Source organism: Streptomyces sp. NPDC027672 (genome assembly GCF_055566335.1).
On the sequence record NZ_JBVHSO010000002.1, the window covers coordinates 319,783 to 337,589 of the forward strand.

General features: G+C 75.2%; 18 protein-coding genes. 9 read left to right on the forward strand and 9 right to left on the reverse strand.

Features of this window, described 5'->3' with window-relative positions:
* Positions 1 to 549 carry an RNA polymerase sigma factor gene (locus tag ACZ4SV_RS05755; protein WP_365941875.1) on the reverse strand — a complete coding sequence of 183 codons (549 nt, stop codon included), beginning with the start codon at positions 547 to 549 and terminating at the stop codon, positions 1 to 3.
* Between the two features lie 46 nt (positions 550 to 595).
* On the opposite strand from ACZ4SV_RS05755, the gene ACZ4SV_RS05760 reads away from it, so the two are divergent.
* The 4 genes from ACZ4SV_RS05760 to ACZ4SV_RS05775 all read left to right on the forward strand — a co-directional run bounded on the left by ACZ4SV_RS05760 (position 596) and on the right by ACZ4SV_RS05775 (position 4,778).
* Positions 596 to 1,996: a serine/threonine-protein kinase gene (locus ACZ4SV_RS05760; RefSeq protein ID WP_468001691.1), complete on the forward strand. Its 1,401-nt coding sequence runs from the start codon at positions 596 to 598 to the stop codon at positions 1,994 to 1,996.
* A gap of 150 nt (positions 1,997 to 2,146) precedes the next feature.
* Complete coding sequence (locus ACZ4SV_RS05765; RefSeq protein WP_468001693.1) at positions 2,147 to 2,866, forward strand: DUF4232 domain-containing protein; 720 nt, start codon at positions 2,147 to 2,149, stop codon at positions 2,864 to 2,866.
* A gap of 110 nt (positions 2,867 to 2,976) precedes the next feature.
* Entirely contained in the window at positions 2,977 to 4,230 is a 1,254-nt protein-coding gene (locus ACZ4SV_RS05770) for an SLC13 family permease (RefSeq protein WP_468002486.1), read from the forward strand.
* A 29-nt stretch (positions 4,231 to 4,259) separates the two neighbouring features.
* Positions 4,260 to 4,778, forward strand: coding sequence for a universal stress protein (locus ACZ4SV_RS05775; RefSeq protein WP_468001695.1), 519 nt, complete (start codon positions 4,260 to 4,262; stop codon positions 4,776 to 4,778).
* On the opposite strand, the gene ACZ4SV_RS05780 is transcribed toward ACZ4SV_RS05775, so the two are convergent.
* Both ACZ4SV_RS05780 and ACZ4SV_RS05785 read right to left on the reverse strand, forming a co-directional pair.
* Positions 4,769 to 7,444 carry an RICIN domain-containing protein gene (locus ACZ4SV_RS05780; protein ID WP_468001697.1) on the reverse strand — a complete coding sequence of 892 codons (2,676 nt, stop codon included), beginning with the start codon at positions 7,442 to 7,444 and terminating at the stop codon, positions 4,769 to 4,771. The two genes, ACZ4SV_RS05775 and ACZ4SV_RS05780, sit on opposite strands and share 10 nt — an antisense overlap.
* Positions 7,445 to 7,660: 216 nt before the next feature.
* Positions 7,661 to 8,629: an aldo/keto reductase gene (locus ACZ4SV_RS05785; RefSeq protein ID WP_468001699.1), complete on the reverse strand. Its 969-nt coding sequence runs from the start codon at positions 8,627 to 8,629 to the stop codon at positions 7,661 to 7,663.
* A gap of 141 nt (positions 8,630 to 8,770) precedes the next feature.
* On the opposite strand from ACZ4SV_RS05785, the gene ACZ4SV_RS05790 reads away from it, so the two are divergent.
* The gene (locus ACZ4SV_RS05790; protein ID WP_468001701.1) at positions 8,771 to 9,622 is read left to right on the forward strand and encodes an endo alpha-1,4 polygalactosaminidase; all 852 of its coding nucleotides are present in this window, start codon (positions 8,771 to 8,773) and stop codon (positions 9,620 to 9,622) included.
* 69 nt (positions 9,623 to 9,691) lie between these two features.
* Here ACZ4SV_RS05790 and ACZ4SV_RS05795 read toward each other — a convergent pair whose 3' ends face one another.
* Both ACZ4SV_RS05795 and ACZ4SV_RS05800 read right to left on the reverse strand, forming a co-directional pair.
* Positions 9,692 to 9,892 carry a ferredoxin gene (locus ACZ4SV_RS05795; protein WP_365941871.1) on the reverse strand — a complete coding sequence of 67 codons (201 nt, stop codon included), beginning with the start codon at positions 9,890 to 9,892 and terminating at the stop codon, positions 9,692 to 9,694.
* Positions 9,893 to 9,910: 18 nt separating this feature from the next.
* Positions 9,911 to 11,140, reverse strand: coding sequence for a cytochrome P450 (locus ACZ4SV_RS05800; RefSeq protein WP_468001704.1), 1,230 nt, complete (start codon positions 11,138 to 11,140; stop codon positions 9,911 to 9,913).
* A gap of 277 nt (positions 11,141 to 11,417) precedes the next feature.
* On the opposite strand from ACZ4SV_RS05800, the gene ACZ4SV_RS05805 reads away from it, so the two are divergent.
* Entirely contained in the window at positions 11,418 to 11,882 is a 465-nt protein-coding gene (locus ACZ4SV_RS05805) for a nitroreductase family deazaflavin-dependent oxidoreductase (RefSeq protein WP_468001706.1), read from the forward strand.
* Between the two features lie 81 nt (positions 11,883 to 11,963).
* On the opposite strand, the gene ACZ4SV_RS05810 is transcribed toward ACZ4SV_RS05805, so the two are convergent.
* A complete protein-coding gene (locus ACZ4SV_RS05810; protein WP_468001708.1) occupies positions 11,964 to 13,187 on the reverse strand; it encodes a cation diffusion facilitator family transporter in 1,224 nt (407 codons plus the stop codon).
* Positions 13,188 to 13,382: 195 nt separating this feature from the next.
* Between ACZ4SV_RS05810 and ACZ4SV_RS05815 the strand changes: the two genes are divergently transcribed.
* Entirely contained in the window at positions 13,383 to 13,685 is a 303-nt protein-coding gene (locus tag ACZ4SV_RS05815) for a DUF4235 domain-containing protein (protein ID WP_365882305.1), read from the forward strand.
* Positions 13,686 to 13,794: 109 nt separating this feature from the next.
* On the opposite strand, the gene ACZ4SV_RS05820 is transcribed toward ACZ4SV_RS05815, so the two are convergent.
* The 3 genes from ACZ4SV_RS05820 to ACZ4SV_RS05830 form a co-directional block, all read right to left on the reverse strand.
* Positions 13,795 to 14,187: a VOC family protein gene (locus ACZ4SV_RS05820; protein ID WP_365882307.1), complete on the reverse strand. Its 393-nt coding sequence runs from the start codon at positions 14,185 to 14,187 to the stop codon at positions 13,795 to 13,797.
* 157 nt (positions 14,188 to 14,344) lie between these two features.
* Positions 14,345 to 15,193 carry a hypothetical protein gene (locus tag ACZ4SV_RS05825; RefSeq protein ID WP_468001710.1) on the reverse strand — a complete coding sequence of 283 codons (849 nt, stop codon included), beginning with the start codon at positions 15,191 to 15,193 and terminating at the stop codon, positions 14,345 to 14,347.
* An 82-nt stretch (positions 15,194 to 15,275) separates the two neighbouring features.
* Positions 15,276 to 16,244, reverse strand: coding sequence for a GlxA family transcriptional regulator (locus ACZ4SV_RS05830; protein ID WP_468001712.1), 969 nt, complete (start codon positions 16,242 to 16,244; stop codon positions 15,276 to 15,278).
* Between the two features lie 71 nt (positions 16,245 to 16,315).
* Here ACZ4SV_RS05830 and ACZ4SV_RS05835 point away from each other — a divergent pair, with 71 nt between their 5' ends.
* On the forward strand, positions 16,316 to 17,266 hold the full coding sequence (locus ACZ4SV_RS05835; protein WP_468001714.1) for an NADP-dependent oxidoreductase: 951 nt from the start codon (positions 16,316 to 16,318) through the stop codon (positions 17,264 to 17,266).
* 129 nt (positions 17,267 to 17,395) lie between these two features.
* Positions 17,396 to 17,785: an anti-sigma factor antagonist gene (locus ACZ4SV_RS05840; RefSeq protein WP_365882315.1), complete on the forward strand. Its 390-nt coding sequence runs from the start codon at positions 17,396 to 17,398 to the stop codon at positions 17,783 to 17,785.
* Positions 17,786 to 17,807 lie beyond the last annotated feature (22 nt).

Here is a 17,807-nt window from a genome sequence, read left to right on the forward strand (position 1 = left end):
TCAGGACACCGTCAGCCAGGGCCGTATCCGCTTGCGGGCCTCGTGCAGCCGGGACTTGAGCGTGCCGAGCGGGATGCCGGCGCGCTCGGCGGCCTCGGCGTAGTCCAGTTGGCAGATGTCCCGGTAGACCAGCGGCGCGACGAGCTGCGGGCGCTCCCGCTCCAGGCGCTCCAGGGCCTCCAGCAGATCGACCCGGGAGCCGGCGATGACGCTGGTGGTGCGCGGGTCGACGGCGTGCGCCGGTTCGATCACGGCGGGCTGTTCGGCGGCCCGCCGCTTCAGTTCCCGGTACTTCTGCCGGCAGCAGTTGGCGACGACCGTGTACAGCCAGGTGCCGAAGCGGCTGCGGCCCTCGAACCCGGAGATGTGCCGGGCCACTTGGAGCAGCACGTCCTGGGCGGCCTCCTCGGCGTCCTCCCGGCAGGGCAGGAAGCGCCCGCAGCGGCGCACGGTCTCGGGCCGGATCTCGGCCAGCAGCCGGTCCAGGGCCGCGCCGTCACCTGCGGCGGCCCGCCGCGCGAGGTCCTCCACCGGCGCCTGGTCCTGCATGGGACGGCCCCCTCCGCGTCTGTCCCGGCCCAGGCATGATAGTCGTATGCGTCCCCTGGAGCGGATCGGCCGGTACCGTCTCGAACGGCCGCTCGGCAGCGGTGCCTTCGCCACGGTGTGGCTCGCCCACGATCCTGGACTCCAGGCGCCGGTGGCGGTGAAGGTCCTCGCCGAGAACTGGTCGCAGCGGCTCGACGTCAGGGAACGCTTCCTGGCCGAGGCCCGGTTGCTGCGCCAGGCCGGTTCCGGCCGGGTGGTGCAGGTCTACGACATCGGCGAACTCCCGGACGGCAGGCCGTACTTCGTGATGGAGTACGCCGGCTGCGGAACCCTCGCCGACCTGCTCGCGGAGGGTGTGCCGCCGGTGCCGGACGCGCTGGCGCTGACCGCCGAGGCCGCGCGCGGTGCCGCCGCGCTGCACGAGGCGGGCATCGTGCACCGCGACATCAAGCCGGCCAACGTGCTGCTGCACACCGCCCCGGACGGCGCCCGGCGGGTGCTGCTGGCCGACCTGGGCCTGGCCAAGAGCCTCGCGCAGGCGTCGGTGCTGACGCTGGCGGCGGGTTCGGCCGGCTACCGGCCGCCGGAGCAGGCCGAGCCGGGCGCGGGCATCGACGAGCGGGCGGACGTCTACAGCCTGGGCGCGGTCGGCTACGCGCTGCTCACCGGGACCGTGCCCGGCCCGCCCGGCAAGGTGGTCCGGCCGCGGCGGCTGCGGCCGGAACTCGGCGAGGACGTGGAGCGGGCGCTGCTGCGGGCGCTGGAACCGGACCGGGAGCGGCGCTGGCCGGGCGCCCTGGCGTTCGCCGAGGAGCTGGACCGGCTGGCCGCGGGGCCGGTACGGCGGGTGCGGGCCGGCCGGGTCCCGTGGCGGCCGGCCGGGCCGCGCAGCCGGTTCCGCGGGGCGGCCCTGGCCCTCGCCGCCGTCCTCGCCGCCGTCGTGGTCCCGGTGACCGTGGCGGCGCACCGGGGCGGCGGCGGGCCGGACACGGTGCGGATCACGGACGCCGGCGGGCGGGTGACGCTGGCGGTGCCCGCCGGCTGGGGCCGCGAGCTGCGCGGCTCGGGCTGGGACCCGCGCGCGCTCGGGCTGGCGGCGGGACGCGAGCCGGGCCTGGTGGTGGCCGACGACCTGTCCCACTGGTCCGATCCGGCGGCCCCCGTCGACGGGGTGTTCGTCGGTGTCAGCGCGCGCGGCGGCGTCACCGCCCGGGTCAGGGCGCTCACCCATCCGGGTTGCCGCCATTCGGGCGCCCGTGCCTTCGCGGACGCCGCCTGGCGCGGCCTGGTCCGGTCCTGGAGCGGCTGCCCGGACGGCGGTTCGGTCACCGAGTGCGCGCTGGCCCCGGCGGGCGGCGGCGCCCGGCCGCAGGTATATGTGCAGGTGCGTCAGCGGGGCGACGACGGCGCGACCGACGGCGTGCTGCGCTCCCTGCGGGTGGCCTGACCACGCCTGCCGGGGGCCGCGGCGGGGAAGAGAACCCGGCGTGCTCCGAACTTTTCCGGCGGTCCGCGCATCGGACGGTGAGAACGGCGCACCCGGCGCCCAGGCACGCGTGCGGTCGCGTGCCGTGATTCTTCAGGAGTGTGGAGCGACATGGTGCACACCCCCCGGTCCACGCGGCACGGGGCCCTGCTCGTGGGCACGGCCGCCGTGCTGGGCCTGCTGACCGCCTGCGGCGGCGGTGACGGCGTCCGCGGCGGTCCACCGGTCACGGACTCCGGTACGGCCGCGCCCGCGCGGGACACCCCGAGTGCCCCGGCGTCCACGCCGGCCGCCCCGCCCGGTACCCCGTCCGCCTCCGCCTCCCCCACCGCCGCCACGCCGGCCCCGCCGCGCGGGACGGCGTCGTCCACGGGCCACGGTGGAGCGGCCCCGCCCGCGACGGCCGCGGCCGGCTCCCGCTGCCACACCTCCGAGCTGCGGGCCGCCGTGGGCCGCAACGACCCGGGCGCCGGCCAGGAGAACTTCCCGCTGGTGCTCACCAACGCCTCCGGCCGCACCTGCACCGTGCGCGGCTATCCGGGCGCGGCCTTCGTGAACCGCTCCGGTGCCCAGCTCGGCGCGGATCCCCGGCGTGCGCCGGGTTCCGCGGTGACCGTCACCCTGCGGCCGGGGCAGAGCGCCTGGGCCGGGCTGACCTTCTCCAACCCGGGTGTCAGCGGTGCGAAGGCGGCCACCCCGGCCGTGCTGGTGGTCACCCCGCCGGACGAGCGGGACCCGTTGAAGGTGAGCTGGCCGGGCGGGCCGGTACCGGTGTCCGGCACCTCCTCCGCCGTCCGGCTGACGGTGCTCGGCCCCGGCACCGGCCCCTGATCCGCCGGCGGAGTTCCCCGGCGCGGCGGGCACCGGGTCGTCGTCACCCGTTCGCTGCGGTCTGTTTTCATGGGCGGGCACCCTGGTGATCACCTCCGGAAGGACCCGCCCTGAACACCCCGCTCGCCGAGGCCCTGTCCGCCGTCCTGCTGGCCGCCGTGCTGGTCTGGGCCGTCGTACGGCCCTTCGGGCTCCCGGAGGCGGTGCTGGCCGTGCCCGCCGCCGGGATCGCGGTCGCCACCGGCGCCCTCTCGCTCGGGCACGCCCGGGCCGAGGCCGAACGGCTCGGCCCGGTGGTCGGGTTCCTGGCGGCCGTGCTGGTGCTCGCCCATTTCTGTGATGTGGAGGGGCTGTTCCAGGCGTGCGGGGCGTGGACGGCCCGCTGGGCGGCGGGGCGGCCGGTGCGGCTGCTGACGGCCGTGTTCGCGCTGGCGTCGGCGATCACCGCCGTGCTCAGCCTGGACGCGACGGTCGTGCTGCTCACTCCGGTGGTCTTCGCCACGGCCGCGCGCACCGGCGTACGCCCCAAACCGCACGTGTACGCCTGCACGCATCTGTCGAACACGGCGTCGCTGCTGCTGCCGGTGTCCAATCTGACGAACCTGCTGGCGTTCGCGGCGAGCGGGCTGAGCTTCACCCGGTTCGCGGCGCTGATGGCGCTGCCGTGGCTGGCCGCGATCGGCGTCGAGTACCTGGTGTTCCGGCGGTTCTTCGCCCGGGACCTGGCGGCGGCGGCCGTGGCGGACCGGGAGACCGGCGCGGCACCGCGGCTGCCGCTGTTCGCGCTGGTGACCGTCGGCTGCACGCTGGCCGGGTTCGTGGTGGCGTCGGCGTTCGGCGTCGAACCGGCCTGGGTGGCGGCCGCGGGCGCGCTGGTGCTGGCCGGGCGGGCGGTGGTGCGGCGCCGGGCGAGCCCGCTGACGGTCGTCCGGGCGGCGGCCCCGGCCTTCCTGGCGTTCGTGCTGGCGCTGGGCGTCGTGGTGCGGGCGGTGGTCGACAACGGACTCGCGGACGTGCTGGGGCGGGTCGTGCCGGGCGGCACGGGGCTGACCGCGCTGCTCGGGACCGCCGCGCTCGCCGCCCTGCTGGCCAACCTGATCAACAACCTGCCCGCGGTGCTGGTGCTGCTGCCGCTGGCGGCGGCCTCGGGGCCGGGAGCGGTCCTCGCGGTGCTGCTCGGCGTGAACATCGGCCCGAACCTGACCTACGCCGGGTCGCTGGCCACGCTGCTGTGGCGGCGGATCGTGCACCAGCACGAGCACGACGTGGACCTCGGGGAGTTCACCCGGCTCGGACTGCTCGCCGTGCCGTCCTCGCTCGCCGTCGCGGTGGTGGCACTGTGGGGATCGCTGCGGCTGCTCTAGCGGCGCGCGCGACGGAGGGAGGCCGAGGGATGCGGGTGATCGCCTGGGTGGTGGAGGGCACCTGGCCGGCCTGTGTGGACGCCGTGCGCGCCCATGCGCCGGACGACGCCGAGGTGGTGCTGCTCCATGTGAGCGGACCGGACGTGCCCACGGTGGCGCACGGCGCGTTCGCCGGGCTGCTCGGGCGCGGTCACCGGCCGGGGCACGGTCCGGCCGAGGGCTGGCAGCGCGATCCGGGCGACCGGCTGGAGGCGCTGGGCGGCACGTCGGCGGCCGCGCTGCTCGACGCGGCGGCCCGGCGCCTGGGCCGGCCCTGTGTGCGCGTGGAGCGGTCGGGCCGGGTGGAGCGGGAGGTGGTGGCCGCGGCCGAGGGAGCGGGGCTGCTGGTGCTGGCCCGGGACGGGGACCGGTCCCGCCTCGGGCCGAAAAGCCTCGGCCCCGCCGTCCGGTTCGCCGTCGACCACGCGCCCTGCCCGGTCCTGCTGGTGTGGCCGCAACCGGCCCCGGGCCTGGGCACGCTCCCGCCTCCGCCGCCGCGTCACCCGTGACCCCGTGCGGCCGGTGCCCGGCTGCCGGTGCCCCACTTGGCGCTCGCCATCCGCGGGTCCGCGGGGGCGGCGCCGACGGTCCAGCGCTGGGCGGGGCCCGGCGCGCGGGTCTTGAGCACGAGGGCGCCGGAGCCGTCCGTCGCGGCCGGGGTGAGGGCCAGTGCCCGGTCCGAGCGCGGCACCAGGGCGCCGCCCTGGCGGGTGAAGTCGTAGCGCAGGCCGGGGGCGGCCTCGCCGGCGGCCGGGCACGGCGCGAGGCGGACCGAGTAGCCGAGGCGGGAGTCCAGGCACAGACCGGGCGCGGCGGCGCTGCGCAGCAGCCCGTCCTTGTCGTACGTCCACTGCCGGCTCGCGGCGGCGGAGCAGCCGGTCAGTTCCGTCTCGGCGCCCGGGACGGCCCGGTCGCCCACGACGCCGACGCACAGCCCGGAGGCGAGGTCGCGCAGCCCGCCGTGCGGGGTGCCCCGCGACGGGCCGGTCCCGGCCCAGGAAGCGCCGGGCGAGGCCGCGCCGCCGCCCGGCGTCCCGGCGGGCGCGGAGACGCCGCCGGAACCGGCCACCGACCACAGCGCGACCGGCAGGACGACCAGACCGCCGGCGAGGGCGCCGGCCAGCGCGAGATGCCGGCGCCGCACCCGCCGGGCGGCCCGCTGCGCGGACCGCCGGGAGACGGGCACGGGTCCGGATCCCGCCCCGGCATCCGGGACACCGGCGACGCCACGACGGGTCAGCGACCCACTCCGCCCGACCGCCCGACGCCGACCGTCCCGCACACCCGGCACACCCGACGACCCCGGCTCGCCACCGGCCGCGTCGGCGCCCCGCCTCGGAGGCACACCGGCACGCGCGGGTCCGGATCCCGCCCCGGCATCCGGGGCACCGACGGCGCCGCGACCGGTCAGCGACCCGCTCCAGCCGGCCGCCCGACGCCGGCCAGTCCGCGCACCCGGGACACCCGACGGGCCCGGTTCACCGCCCGCGCGGCGCTCCCCGGCCGGGGCCGCACCGGGGCCCCACCCCGGAGACACGCTGGCACGCGCGGGTTCGGGTCCCGCCCCGGCATCCGGGGCACCGGCGACGCCGCGACCGGTCAGCGACCCGCTCCAGCCGGCCGCCCGACGCCGGCCAGTCCGCGCACCCGGGACACCCGACGGCCCCGGTCCGCCACCGGCCCGGCGCTCCCCGGCCGCGTCGGCGCCCCGCTCCGGCACACCGGCACGCGCGGGTTCGGGTCCCGCCCCGGCATCCGGGGCACCGGCGGCCCCGCGACGGGACAGCGGCCCGCTCCGCCCGGCCGCCCGACGCCGACCGGCCCGCGCACCCGGGACATCCGACGGGCCCGGTCCGCCACCGGCCCGGCCCTCCCCGGCCGCGTCGGCGCCCCGCCTCGGAGGCACACCGGCACCCCGATCCCGGAACACCCCGGGCATCGACCCCCGGGACGCCTCGGACACCGGTCCCCAGGGAGCCTCGCCGTCCGGTCCCCGGGGAGCCTCGGCATCCGCACCCCGCAACACGCCGTCGCCCCGACCCCGGAACACCCCCAACACCGGGCCCCAGAACGCCCCGGACACCGGGCCCCGGGACACCGGTCCCCAGGGAGCCTCGCCGTCCGCGCCCCGCAACACGCCACCGCCCCGACCCCGGAACACCCCCGAGACCGACCCCCAGAACGCCCCGGACACCGGACCCCGAGACACCTCGCCGTCCGCGCCCCGGAAGACACCACCGCCCCCGGCGCCCGACGCGGTGCCCTCCCCGGCCGGTCCGGCGGCGTCCCGCGCGGTCGGTGTGACGGCGGCGTCCGCCGCTGCCGGTGTGACGCGGGTGTCCGTCGGCGCCGGTGTGACGGCGGTGTCCGCCCGGGGCGGGGCGGACGGCTCGTCGGCGTGGGTTGCGCGGGCCGTCACATAGGCGTGGGCGTGCCAGCCGAGGACCGCCTCGGCGAGGGCGAGGCCCAGGCCGCCGTGGAACCGGGCGAGTTGCTCGGCGGTGCGGTCGCAGTGGGCGCAGCCGGCCAGGTGCCGGCGCAGATCGGGGTCCATCGCGGTGCCGGGCCGCCGGAAGGTCACGTCGAGCAGCCGCGGATAGCGCCGGCACTCCTCCCGCAAGGCCAGTTCGCGGTGTGCCTGGAGGCATTCCTCGCGCAGCCGTTCGCGGGCCCGGCGCAGCGCGGCGCGGGTGTCCTCCTCGTCCAGGCCGAGCAGCGCGGCGGGTACGGCGAGGGGTTCGGACTCGACCTCGGTGTGCCACAGCACGGCGCGCGCGGTGTCGGGCAGCCGGCGGAAGGCGCGGGAGAGCAGGGGCCGGCCGGGTGCCGGGCGCAGCAGGGTCCGGGCGTCGGACCGCAGGGCGGGGTGGAGGAGTTCCCGGCGCTCGTCGGCGCTCCACTCGGCCGCGATACGGCGGACGGCGACCAGCACCTGGGGCCGCCAGGCGGCACCGGGGCCGGCCTGGCGGAGGCAGTCGCCGAACAGCCGGGTGAAGGCGGCGGTGGTCAGCATGCCCGCGGCGCGCGGCCCGTCGGCGCACAGCCGGGCGTAGGCCAGGGCCGCCGCCCAGTGCCGGTCGAGGAGCGCGCCGACGGGATGCGGCGCCGGTGACGCGCCCGTCCAGTTCTTCAGCGCACCGCTCAGCTGTTCGTCCGACGGGCCCGCCTCGGTCACGGCCGCATTCCTCCCGACGCGCATGACGGAATAAGTCCATACCAACTGGCAGAGAAAGACGTGAGGAAACTCGAACGTCCCTGCGAAGCGGCTCTTGTGAAGCCGCGCTCACTTTTGCACAGCGGAACAGGCCCGAACAAGAGATTCCGCGATTCCCGGAATTTACCGCGGAGCTTTCTTTGTTGACATTCCGTCAAGGGCGGCGGTTTTCCGCTTTCAGTGACCGCTGACGGCGCGCGGGGTGTACGGCTGCCCCAGTTCCGAGATCTCCTCGTCCGTCAGTTCCAGCTCTACGGCGGCCACCGCGTCCTCGATGTGCTGCGGCTTGGCGGCGCCGACGATCGGTGCCGTCACGGTGTCCTGGTGCAGCAGCCAGGCGAGGGCCACCCGGGCGCGCGGCACGCCCCGGCCGGCCGCGATCCGGGTGACCGCCTCGACGATCGCGCGGTCGCTCTCCAGGTACAGCCGGCTGCCGAAGTCGTCGGTGGTGCTGCGTCCGGTGACCGTGCCCCAGTCGCGGGTGAGCCGGCCCCGGGCGAGCGGGCTCCACGGCAGCACGCCGACGCCCTGGTCCGCGCAGAGGGGCAGCATCTCGCGCTCCTCCTCGCGGTAGAGCAGGTTGTAGTGGTTCTGCATGGAAACGAACTTGGTCCAGCCGTTCCGCTCGGCGGTGTACTGCGCCTTGGCGAACTCCCACGCGTACATCGAACTCGCGCCGATATAACGGACCTTTCCCGCCTTGACCAGATCGTGCAGCGCCTCCATCGTCTCCTCGACCGGAGTGTCGTGGTCGTAGCGGTGGATCTGGTAGAGGTCGACGTAGTCGGTGCCCAGGCGGCGCAGGCTGTGGTCGATCTCGGTCATGACGGCCTTGCGGGACAGCCCGGCGCCGTTGGGACCCGGCCGCATCCGGCCGTGCACCTTCGTGGCCAGCACGATCTCGTCACGGCGGGCGAAGTCCCGCAGGGCCCTGCCGACGATCTCCTCGCTGGTGCCGTCGGAGTAGATGTTGGCGGTGTCGAAGAAGTTGACGCCCGCCTCCAGCGCCTGCCGGATCAGCGGACGGGACGCCTCCTCGTCGAGCGTCCACTCGTGGGTGCCGCGGTCCGGCACGCCGTACGTCATGCAGCCCAGACAGATCCGCGAGACGTCCAGGCCGGTCCTTCCGAGCTTCACATACCGCATCGTTGCTGCTCCTGCCTTGGAAACGACGGTCGTGGCCGAGCCTACGGGGTGGCCGCCCGGCCTGACTTGACGACGGGAGCGGGCGGGGGATTTGATCCTGGCCTGTGCCGCGCCGCCCGGCGTGGGCGGAATGGAGCGGATGTGCCCCCCACCGGAGATGCGCGCACCCCGGCGTCGCGCGCGGCCCTGGGCGCCCTGGCGGCGGCCCTGACCGTCACGGCGTCGGTCCTGGCCGGCTGCGCCTCCGGCGGCACGGAGCGGCACGGCTCCCCGAAGCCCGCCGCGGTGCGGCTGCCGCCGCGCGGTGCCGGCTTCGACTACCAGATCGGCGGCGCCTATCCCCCGCCGCCGGGCGTACGGATCGTCAGCCGCGACCGCTCCGACCGCCCGGCGCCGGGCCTGTACAACATCTGCTACGTCAACGCGTTCCAGGCCCAGCCCGCCGAGCGCGCCTCCTGGCCGGCCGGCCTGCTGCTGCGCGACGGGCACGGCAGGCCCGTCATCGACGAGGACTGGAACGAGCCGTTGCTGGACCTGCGCACCCCGGCCAAGCGGGAACGGGTGGCGCAACGGGTGAACCGCTGGATCGACGACTGCGCGGACAAGGGCTTCGACGCCGTCGAACCCGACAACTACGACAGCTACACCCGCTCGCACGGGCTGCTCGGCACGGCCGACGCGCTCGCGTTCATGCGTCTGCTCTCCCGGCACGCGCACGCCCGGCACCTGGCCATCGCGCAGAAGAACACGGCCGAACTGGCCGGGCGGCGCCAGCGGGCCGGACTGGACTTCGCGGTGGCGGAGGAGTGCGGCCAGTACGACGAGTGCGGGGTGTACGCGAAGGCGTTCGACGACCGGGTGGTGGACATCGAGTACACCGACCGCGGTCTGGGCGCGGCCCGCGCCCGCTGGGCCGGCCGGCTGAGCATCGTCCGCCGGGACCGGGACGTGACCACCCCGGGCAGCGCCGCGTACGTCCGCGCGGTGCGCTGACCGTATCGCCCGTCCCGGAGGCGGGCCGGTACGGCGGTACGGCGGCCGGGGCCGCCGTACCGCGGGCCGTCAGGCGGTGCGCTCCCGCACGGTGATGGCGCTGACCGGGCAGGCGCGGGCCGCCTCCCGGACCATCGGGTCCCCGACGCCCTCCTCGCTGCCGGGCAGCAGGGCGCTGTAGCCGTCGTCGTCCTGGGTGAAGACGCCCGGCGCGGCCAGCGCGCACTGCCCCGCACCGATGCAGACGTCCTTGTCGATCTCGATGTCCATATGCATGAGTGAAGCCTCTTACCAGGTCACGGGGAGTTCCAGCATCCCCTGCACCGTGTCGCCCGGTTTGAACGGGATGTCCTCGGCCGGGGCGGCGAGGCGCAGCCCGGGCAGCCGGGTGAACAGGCTGCCGAGGGCGATCTCCAGTTCCGCGCGGGCCAGGTTCTGGCCCAGGCACTGGTGGATGCCGAAGCCGAACGCCACGTGGTGGCGGTCGGCGCGGTGGAAGTCGAGATCGTCGGGGCCGTCGTACACGGACGTGTCCCGGTTGATCACCGACGTCGAGAAGAGCACCCCGTCGCCGGCCCGGATCGTGATGCCCTCGACCTCGATGTCCTCCAACGCCACCCGCTGCAACCCTTCGGCGATGGACAGCATCCGCAGCAGTTCCTCGACGGCGGTGGGCAGCAGCGCCGGGTCGGCGCGCAGTTCGGCCAGCCGGGCGGGGTGCCGCAGCAGGGTGTAGGTGCCCAGGGAGATCATGTTGGCCGTCGTCTCGTGCCCGGCGACCAGCAGGATGAGGGCGAGGGAGATCAGGTCGGTCCGGTCCAGTTCGCCCGTGGGCAGCCGGTGGCGGACGAGGTCGTCGAGGATGCCGTCGCCGGGCTCGGCTTCCTTCGCCTTGCTGTCGATCAGCTCGCCCATGTACTGCTCCAGCCGGTCCCGGGCGTCCAGCGTGTCGGCGCCGGTCGGACCGCGCAGCAGCCGGCGGGACTGCGCCTCGAAGAACTCGTGGTCGGCGTAGGGCACGCCGAGCAGACCGCAGATGACCATCGAGGGCAATGGCAGCGCGAAGGCGGTGACCAGGTCGGCGACCGGACCGCGCGCGATCATCGTGTCCAGCAGTTCGTCCACGATGCGCTGGATCCAGGGGCGCAGCGCGGCGGCGCGTTTGACGGTGAACGCCGGGATGAGCATCCGGCGCTGCCGCTGGTGCTCGGGGTCGTCCAGCCCGAGCAGGGCCACTTTGCGGCTGAGGCCGGCCTGGAAGCGCGGCGTCTGCGCGGGGAAGCCGGAGCGGCGGCGGTCGGTGGACAGACGGGGGTCGGCGAGCAGGGCGCGGGCGGTGTTCCGCGCGGTGACCAGCCAGACCTCGCGGCCGTCGTAGAGGGTGGCGCGCGACAGGGACCGCCCGTCGCGCAGGGGGGCGTAGCCGGTGGGCGGGTGGTAGGGACAGGAGCGGTCCTGCGGGAAGGCGACGGGTCCGGCCGCGGCAGCCGGGCCGGTGGTGTCCGTCAGTTCCGTCATGGAAAGACCTCGCAGACGTCGGGAGGTGCGTCGTGCCGATCTTCATTAGATGCCTCAGGCATCTATGGTGCGACGTGAAGTTCGGCCACTTCGGTGACCCGGCCGATCTGGCCGGAACACCACGGGTCCCAGGGGCGGCAACCAGCCTCCTTCCCATGGTGCGTACGAGCGGCGGTGATCGCGTCGGCGGCCCGGTATGCGGTAGGGATGCATCGTGAGGCCTCCGGTGTTGACGGTGGCACAGACGGCGCTGGAACGACGAAGGGAACGGCAGGCAATGCCTCTTGAGGGTGAGTACGAGCCCAGTCCGACGCAGTGGGTGCGCGAGCAGGTCGAGCTGTACGAGAGCTCCGGCGGGACGAAGGGGACGACGCTGCGCGACACCGGACTGCCGGTGATCGTGCTGTCCACCCGGGGCGCGAAGAGCGGCAAGATCCGCAAGACGCCGCTGATGCGGGTGGAACACGGCGGCCGGTACGCGGCGGTCGCCTCGCTGGGCGGCGCGCCCAAGCACCCGGTCTGGTACTTCAACGTGCAGTCCGACCCGCACGTCGAGCTGCAGGACGGGCCGGTCAAGCGGGACATGCTGGCCCGTGAGGTGACCGGCGAGGAGAAGGCCGAGTGGTGGGAGCGGGCGGTGGCCGCGTTCCCGCCGTACGCCGACTACCAGCAGAAGACGTCCCGGGAGATCCCGGTCTTCGTGCTGGAACCCCTCGCGGACAGCGCCTCGGACGAGAGCTGATTTCCGGCCGGACACCGATCCGTTTCAGAAAAATCTGTTCCGGGGACGTGTGAGCCGGCGGGCGCCCGGGCATTCGTGCCGTCAGGCCCCGCCGCGTTCCCCCGTCGCGGCGGGGCTTTGTGCCGCCTCGCCCGCGGGCCGGTCGGTGACGTCGAGGAAGATCTGTCCGGCCTCCGGGAACGTGCGGGCCACGGACCGCTTGATGCGTACGGCGACCTCCTCGACGCGTTCGCTGTCCAGGCCCGGCACCAGATCGATCCGGGCGGCCACCAGGGTGGAGTCGAGACCCGTCTGCATGGTGAACAGCGCCTCCACGCTGTCGATCTCGGGCTGGGCCCGCAGCAGCGCCCGGATCCTGCCCGTCAGCTCCGGATCGGCGGCCTGCCCGATGAGCTGGTCCCGGGCCTCGCGCCCGAGGCGGTAGGCGACGTAGACCAGCAGGACGCCGATCGCCAGCGAGGCGGACGCCTCCCACACGACCTGCCCGGTGACCATGTGCAGCGCCATGCCGATCAGGGCGAGCGTCACGCCGAGCACCGCCGTGCCGTCCTCGGCGACCACCGTGCGCAGCGCGGGATCGCGCAGCCCGGCGAGGCCGCCGCCCTGCCGGCGCACCTGGTGCAGCGCCCGCAGCAGCGAACCGGCCTCGGCGGCCAGGGCCACGGCCAGCACGATCAGGCCCGCGATGTAGCCGCCGAACGTCTCGTCGGCGCCTTCGCGGAGCGCCTCGACGCCCTGGAAGAACGAGAAGCAGCCGCCCATCACGAAGATGCCCACGGCGGCCAGCAGCGACCAGAAGAAGCGCTCCTTGCCGTAGCCGAACGGGTGCCGGGTGTCGGCCGGGCGGCGGCTGCGGCGCAGGGCGGCCAGCAGGAAGACCTCGTTCAGGCTGTCGGCGACCGAGTGCGCGGCCTCCGACAGCAGGGCGGGTGAGCCGGCGAGGACACCGCCGGCCGCCTTGGCCACGGCGATCACCAGGTTGGCCCCGAGCGCGACGAGGACGGTGATCTTGGTGTGCCGGTCGGCCTCGGAGCCCTTGCCCTCGCCGGCGGGCTCCTTGTGCTCGTCGCCGGCCCCGGGCTCCGCGCGCTCGCCGCCGCGACGGCCGGTTCGGCCGCCGTCGGCGGCGGGTGCGGCCGGCGTGCCGTCGGCCGGTGTCCCGCCGTCCGGTGTCCCGCCGTCCGGCGCCGCGCCGGCCGCGTGGCGTGTCCCGCCCGCGTCCGGGGGCGCGCTGTACGCCGGTGGTGTCGTCCTGTGTCCGGCCGTTGGTCCGGCCGTCTCCCGTTCCGAGGATGTCCCGCTCACCTTTCGCCGACTGCCCCGGACCGGGCGGCTCACACCGTGCGCACCGCACCGGACAGAGGCTTCCGCTGGCCGGAACCGGTCGGTGAGCGGCGGTCCGGGCAGCGGTATCCGGCCGGTGACACCCTCGCGGAAGCGGACGGGTGGCCGGGGAAGAACGGCCCGCATGAGGATCGTCTGACGAGGAAGGAGACAGCCATGGCCAAGAACAAGAAGAACAAGCTCCCTCTCGCCTACCAGCCGGTCGGATTCGCGCTCAGCTGGGCGGGTGGCGCGCTGGCCGGTATGGCCTTCCGCAAGGCGTGGAAGGTGATCCGGCACGAGGAGGACGCGCCCGACGCGCTGGACCCGGACCGCGGCTGGGGCGAGATCCTGCTGGCGGCGGCCGTCCAGGGCGCGATCTTCGCGGTGGTGCGCAGCGCCGTGGACCGCACCGGCGCGCAGGCCATCGCCCGCTCGACGGGCGTGTGGCCGGCGACCGGCAAGGGCGGCCGCGACTGACCCGTCCGAAGGCCCGGCCGCCGGCCGGCTGCGGTCCGGCGGCCGGGCCTTCGGCCGTGACTCAACCCTGTTTCGGGACCGTGGTTCAGCCCTGTTCGAGGGCCAGGGCTCAGCCCTGTTTCGGGGCCGTGGGCGGCACCAGGCGGAGGGTGAAGGAGTGGCCGGCGGGGTCGGAGTAGCCGCGTTCCTCGTAGGGACCCGCCGCGTCCCTGGTCTCGATCGGCCGGCCGCCGAGTCCCACCACCCGCCGTTCGGCCTCGTCCAGGTCCTCCACCAGGAAGTCGAGGTGGACCTGGAGGGAGTTCTCGGGGCGCGGCCAACTGGGCGGGGTCGCGTTGGCGTCACGCCGGAAGGCCAGCCGGATGCCGTCGGCGCCGCGGATCTCCACCAGGTTGGCGGACGCGACGGTCCGCTCGGCTTCCAGGAACTCGCGGTAGAACTCCGCGAGTTTCTCCGGCTCGGCGCAGTCCAGTACGACCACGCCCGCTTTCACCACTGCCATGGGTCCTCCCGGGATGTGTCCTCTTCCCAGCGCTTATCCCGGGCCGCCCGATTCAGTCGGCGGTGGCGGGTGTTCCGCTTGCGCCGGGCGGCGGAGCGGGCGGGCGGCCGGGGCGCGGTGTGCGGCCGGAGAGCGGCCCGCGCCCCGGCGAGCGGCCTCAGGCGCAGCCGACGCCGTCCTTCACCCGGGGCCAGGCCTCCACCCCGGTCGCCGTGCGGACGTAGAGGACCGTCTTGTCGTCGGTCAGCCACAGCCTGCGGCCGGCGCGGTGGTAGCCGGTGTCGCGGGCGTCCGCGGGCATGCGGACCCGGGCGTGGTACGGCCCCTGGAGCAGGCCGGCGAGCACGCCCTCGGGATCGCGGGCGTACAGCCGGCCGGCCAGGGTCAGGAAGCGGGCGGACTGCCAGTCGCAGTGCTCCGCTCCCGAGGAGCTGTGCAGCCGGCTCACCGGCACCCTGCGGCCCGCGCGGTCGGTCCACACCTCCCAGCCCTCGGCGGCTGCCACGCTCTCGGGGAACTCGGCAGGGTCGCAGGAGGCGTTGGTCTCCGGGCCCCAGCCGGGACGGTCCTTCTGGTCCCGGGCCACCACGACCGCCGCCTTGGTCCGGCCGTCCACGTCGTAGGAGTAGAGCACCCGGTCGCGCTCCCGGCGCTCCACGCGGTAGCCGTGGTCGGGCAGGTCCGACTGGTCCATGTCGAAGTGGAGGGCCAGGCCCTCCTCCGGGGTGCCGCCGCCCTCGGACGCGCTCCACCCGTCCGGTCCGGAGCCCTCGAAGATCTCGCCGTCGCACTCCAGGGCCCGGCCGGCCGCTCCGGAGGCCAGGCGCAGCGCCCGGGGGCCGCTCTCGTCGAGTTCCCTGGTGGGCACCGAGAGCGGGCCGCCGTACGGTCGGGCCGGCGCGGTGCCCTCGACCACCAGGTCCGGGCGGGGGCCGGTGTCACAGCCCGCCGCCGTCACCGCCGTCACCACCGTCAGCACCGCCGCCGCCACGTGTCCTGCGCGCATTCCCGCCCCTGTTCCGTCGTGTCCCGGTCGTGTCTCCGCCGTGTCGCGGACGGTCCTTCGACGCCGGGACGGGCGGGAACGTTCAGCGGGCCCGCTGGAAGGTGCGCCGGTAGGCCTGCGGGGAGACCCCGATCGCCGCGTGCAGGTGCTGGCGCAGCGAGGCGCCGGTGGCGAAGCCGACCTCGGCGGCGATCCGGTCCACCGGCAGGTCGCTGGCCTCCAGCAGGTGCCGGGCACGGGCCACCCGCTGCTGGATCAGCCAGCGGCCGGGGCTGAGGCCGACCTCGTCGTTGAAGCGGCGGGCGAAGGTGCGCAGGCTCATCCGGGCGTGTCCGGCGAGGTCCGCCAGGGTGAGCGGCCGGTCCAGCCGGTCCAGTGCCCAGGCGCGGGTCGCGGCCGTGTCGGCGGCGCCGCTGTCGGGGACCGGCTGCTCGATGTACTGGGCCTGTCCGCCGTCGCGGAACGGGGGCACGACGCAACGGCGGGCGACGGCGTTCGCCAGTTCGCTGCCGTGGTCGGTGCGGACGATGTGCAGGCAGATGTCGACGCCGGAGGCGGCGCCGGCGGAGGTGAGCATGCGGCCGTCGGCGACGAACAGGACGTCCGGGTCGAGTTCCACCTGCGGGTAGCGGCGGCGGAACAGGTCGGTCATATGCCAGTGGGTGGTCGCCCGGCGGCCGTCGAGCAGCCCGGCCTCGGCGAGGACGAAGGCGGCCGTGCAGATGGACACGATCCGGGCGTCCGGGCGGATCCGGGCGAGCGCGGCGGTGACCTCGGCGGGCAGCCGGTCGGGGATGTGAGCGGGCGCCATGGAGGTGACGATCACCGTGTCGGCGGTGTCGAGGACCTCGGGGCCGTGGGCGACGCCGATGGTGAAGTCGGCGCAGGTCTGCACCGGCCGGCCGTCGACCGAGCAGGTGATCACCTCGTAGCGGCCGTCGGCCGCGCCGAAGATGCGGCTGGGGATGCCCAGTTCGAAGGGGTAGGCGCCGTCGAGGGCGAGGACGGCGACCCGTTCCGGGCGGCCGGGGCGCGGCTGTCGGTCAGGCATGGCACGATCCTATCGGAGGTTGACTTTTCTGCCATTTCCCGGCCGGGCGGACTGGGGCACGCTGGGTGACCATGAGCGATGTGAACACGATGCGAGCGATCAGCCAGGACGTCCTCGGCGGCCCCGAGGTCTTGCGGGAAGTACGGATCGAGCGGCCGGTGCCGGGTCCGAACCAGGTGCTGGTCCGGGTCCGGGCGGCCGGGCTCAACCCGACGGACTGGAAGCACCGGGCCACCGGCGGTTTCCTGGGCGAGCCCCCGTTCGTCCTCGGCTGGGACCTGTCCGGCGAGGTCGTGGAGACCGGGATCGGGGCCGCGGCCTTCCGGCCCGGCGACGAGGTCTTCGGCATGCTGCCGTACCCGTACGGCCACGGCTCGCACGCCGAGTACGTGCTCGCCCCGGTGCGGGCCCTGACACTCAAGCCGGCCGCCCTGGACCATGTGCACGCGGCGGCGCTGCCGCTGGTGTCCCTGACCGCCTGGCAGGCGCTGACCGAGCACGCGGACGTCCGGCCGGGGCAGCGGGTGCTGATCCACGCGGCGGCCGGCGGGGTCGGTCATGTGGCGGTGCAGATCGCCAAGGCGCGCGGGGCGTACGTGATCGGGACCGCGAGCGAGGGCAAGCACGGCTTCCTGCGGGAGATCGGCGTGGACGAGCCGGTCGACTACCGGTCCACCGACGTCACGGAGGCGGTGCGGGACGTCGACGTCGTCCTGGACACGCTCGGCGGGGAGACCTCGGTGCGGTCGCTGCGGACGCTGCGGCCCGGCGGTGTGGTGGTGTCGATCCTGCCCGTCGGGGACGAGGACTTCCCCGCGGAGGCGGAGCGGCTGGGCGTGCGGGCGGTGCGGATGCTGGTCGACGCCGACCGGAGCGGGATGCGGGCGATCGCCGAGCTGGCGGAGTCCGGGCGGCTGACGCCCACGATCGCCGGCACGTTCCCGCTGGCGGAGGCGGCGAAGGCGCACGAGCTGGGCGACACCGGCCGGACCACGGGCAAGCTGGTGCTGCTGACGGACTGAGGGGCACCCGGGGCGACACGCCACAAACTCGAAGACATATGTCAATCGAACGTGCTCAAATTCCTTCCATCGGGGGTAACTTGACGATCGGATGACGTCGTCGGTGCACGGGTGGAAGGTGGTGCCGAGGTGCGACAGGAATGCGTGTCCCCCACCCGGCAACTGGGCGTGTACGCCTACCGCGGGCACACGGTGCTGGAGTTCCGGGGTGAGATCGACCTCGTCGCGGCGGAGGAGATCGGCCCGGTCCTCGACCGGATCACCGCCGGCACCGGCGTCCGGGCCGTGATCGACCTGCGGCAGGTGGAGTTCTTCGACTGCTCGGGGCTGCGGCTGCTGTACCGGGCGCACGCCCGGGTGCGGGAGCGCGGCGGGCGGCTGCACCTGGTGTGCACCCGCCCGCTGACCCTGCGCGTCTTCCGTGTCACCGGCCTGGCCCGGCTGCTGCCCCCGCAGCCGGACCTGGACACGGCGCTGGACCGGGCCGCGGCGGTGGCCCCGGACGGGGCACCGGCGTAACGACGGCTTCCTGACGGCCGTT

Coding starts and splice junctions, on each gene's coding strand:
- ACZ4SV_RS05755 (WP_365941875.1), bottom strand. CDS start 549: ATGCAGGACCAGGCGCCGGTGGAGGACCTCGCGCGGCGGGCCGCCGCA.
- ACZ4SV_RS05760 (WP_468001691.1), top strand. CDS start 596: ATGCGTCCCCTGGAGCGGATCGGCCGGTACCGTCTCGAACGGCCGCTC.
- ACZ4SV_RS05765 (WP_468001693.1), top strand. CDS start 2,147: ATGGTGCACACCCCCCGGTCCACGCGGCACGGGGCCCTGCTCGTGGGC.
- ACZ4SV_RS05775 (WP_468001695.1), top strand. CDS start 4,260: ATGCGGGTGATCGCCTGGGTGGTGGAGGGCACCTGGCCGGCCTGTGTG.
- ACZ4SV_RS05785 (WP_468001699.1), bottom strand. CDS start 8,629: ATGCGGTATGTGAAGCTCGGAAGGACCGGCCTGGACGTCTCGCGGATC.
- ACZ4SV_RS05795 (WP_365941871.1), bottom strand. CDS start 9,892: ATGGACATCGAGATCGACAAGGACGTCTGCATCGGTGCGGGGCAGTGC.
- ACZ4SV_RS05800 (WP_468001704.1), bottom strand. CDS start 11,140: ATGACGGAACTGACGGACACCACCGGCCCGGCTGCCGCGGCCGGACCC.
- ACZ4SV_RS05805 (WP_468001706.1), top strand. CDS start 11,418: ATGCCTCTTGAGGGTGAGTACGAGCCCAGTCCGACGCAGTGGGTGCGC.
- ACZ4SV_RS05815 (WP_365882305.1), top strand. CDS start 13,383: ATGGCCAAGAACAAGAAGAACAAGCTCCCTCTCGCCTACCAGCCGGTC.
- ACZ4SV_RS05820 (WP_365882307.1), bottom strand. CDS start 14,187: ATGGCAGTGGTGAAAGCGGGCGTGGTCGTACTGGACTGCGCCGAGCCG.
- ACZ4SV_RS05825 (WP_468001710.1), bottom strand. CDS start 15,193: ATGCGCGCAGGACACGTGGCGGCGGCGGTGCTGACGGTGGTGACGGCG.
- ACZ4SV_RS05830 (WP_468001712.1), bottom strand. CDS start 16,244: ATGCCTGACCGACAGCCGCGCCCCGGCCGCCCGGAACGGGTCGCCGTC.
- ACZ4SV_RS05835 (WP_468001714.1), top strand. CDS start 16,316: ATGAGCGATGTGAACACGATGCGAGCGATCAGCCAGGACGTCCTCGGC.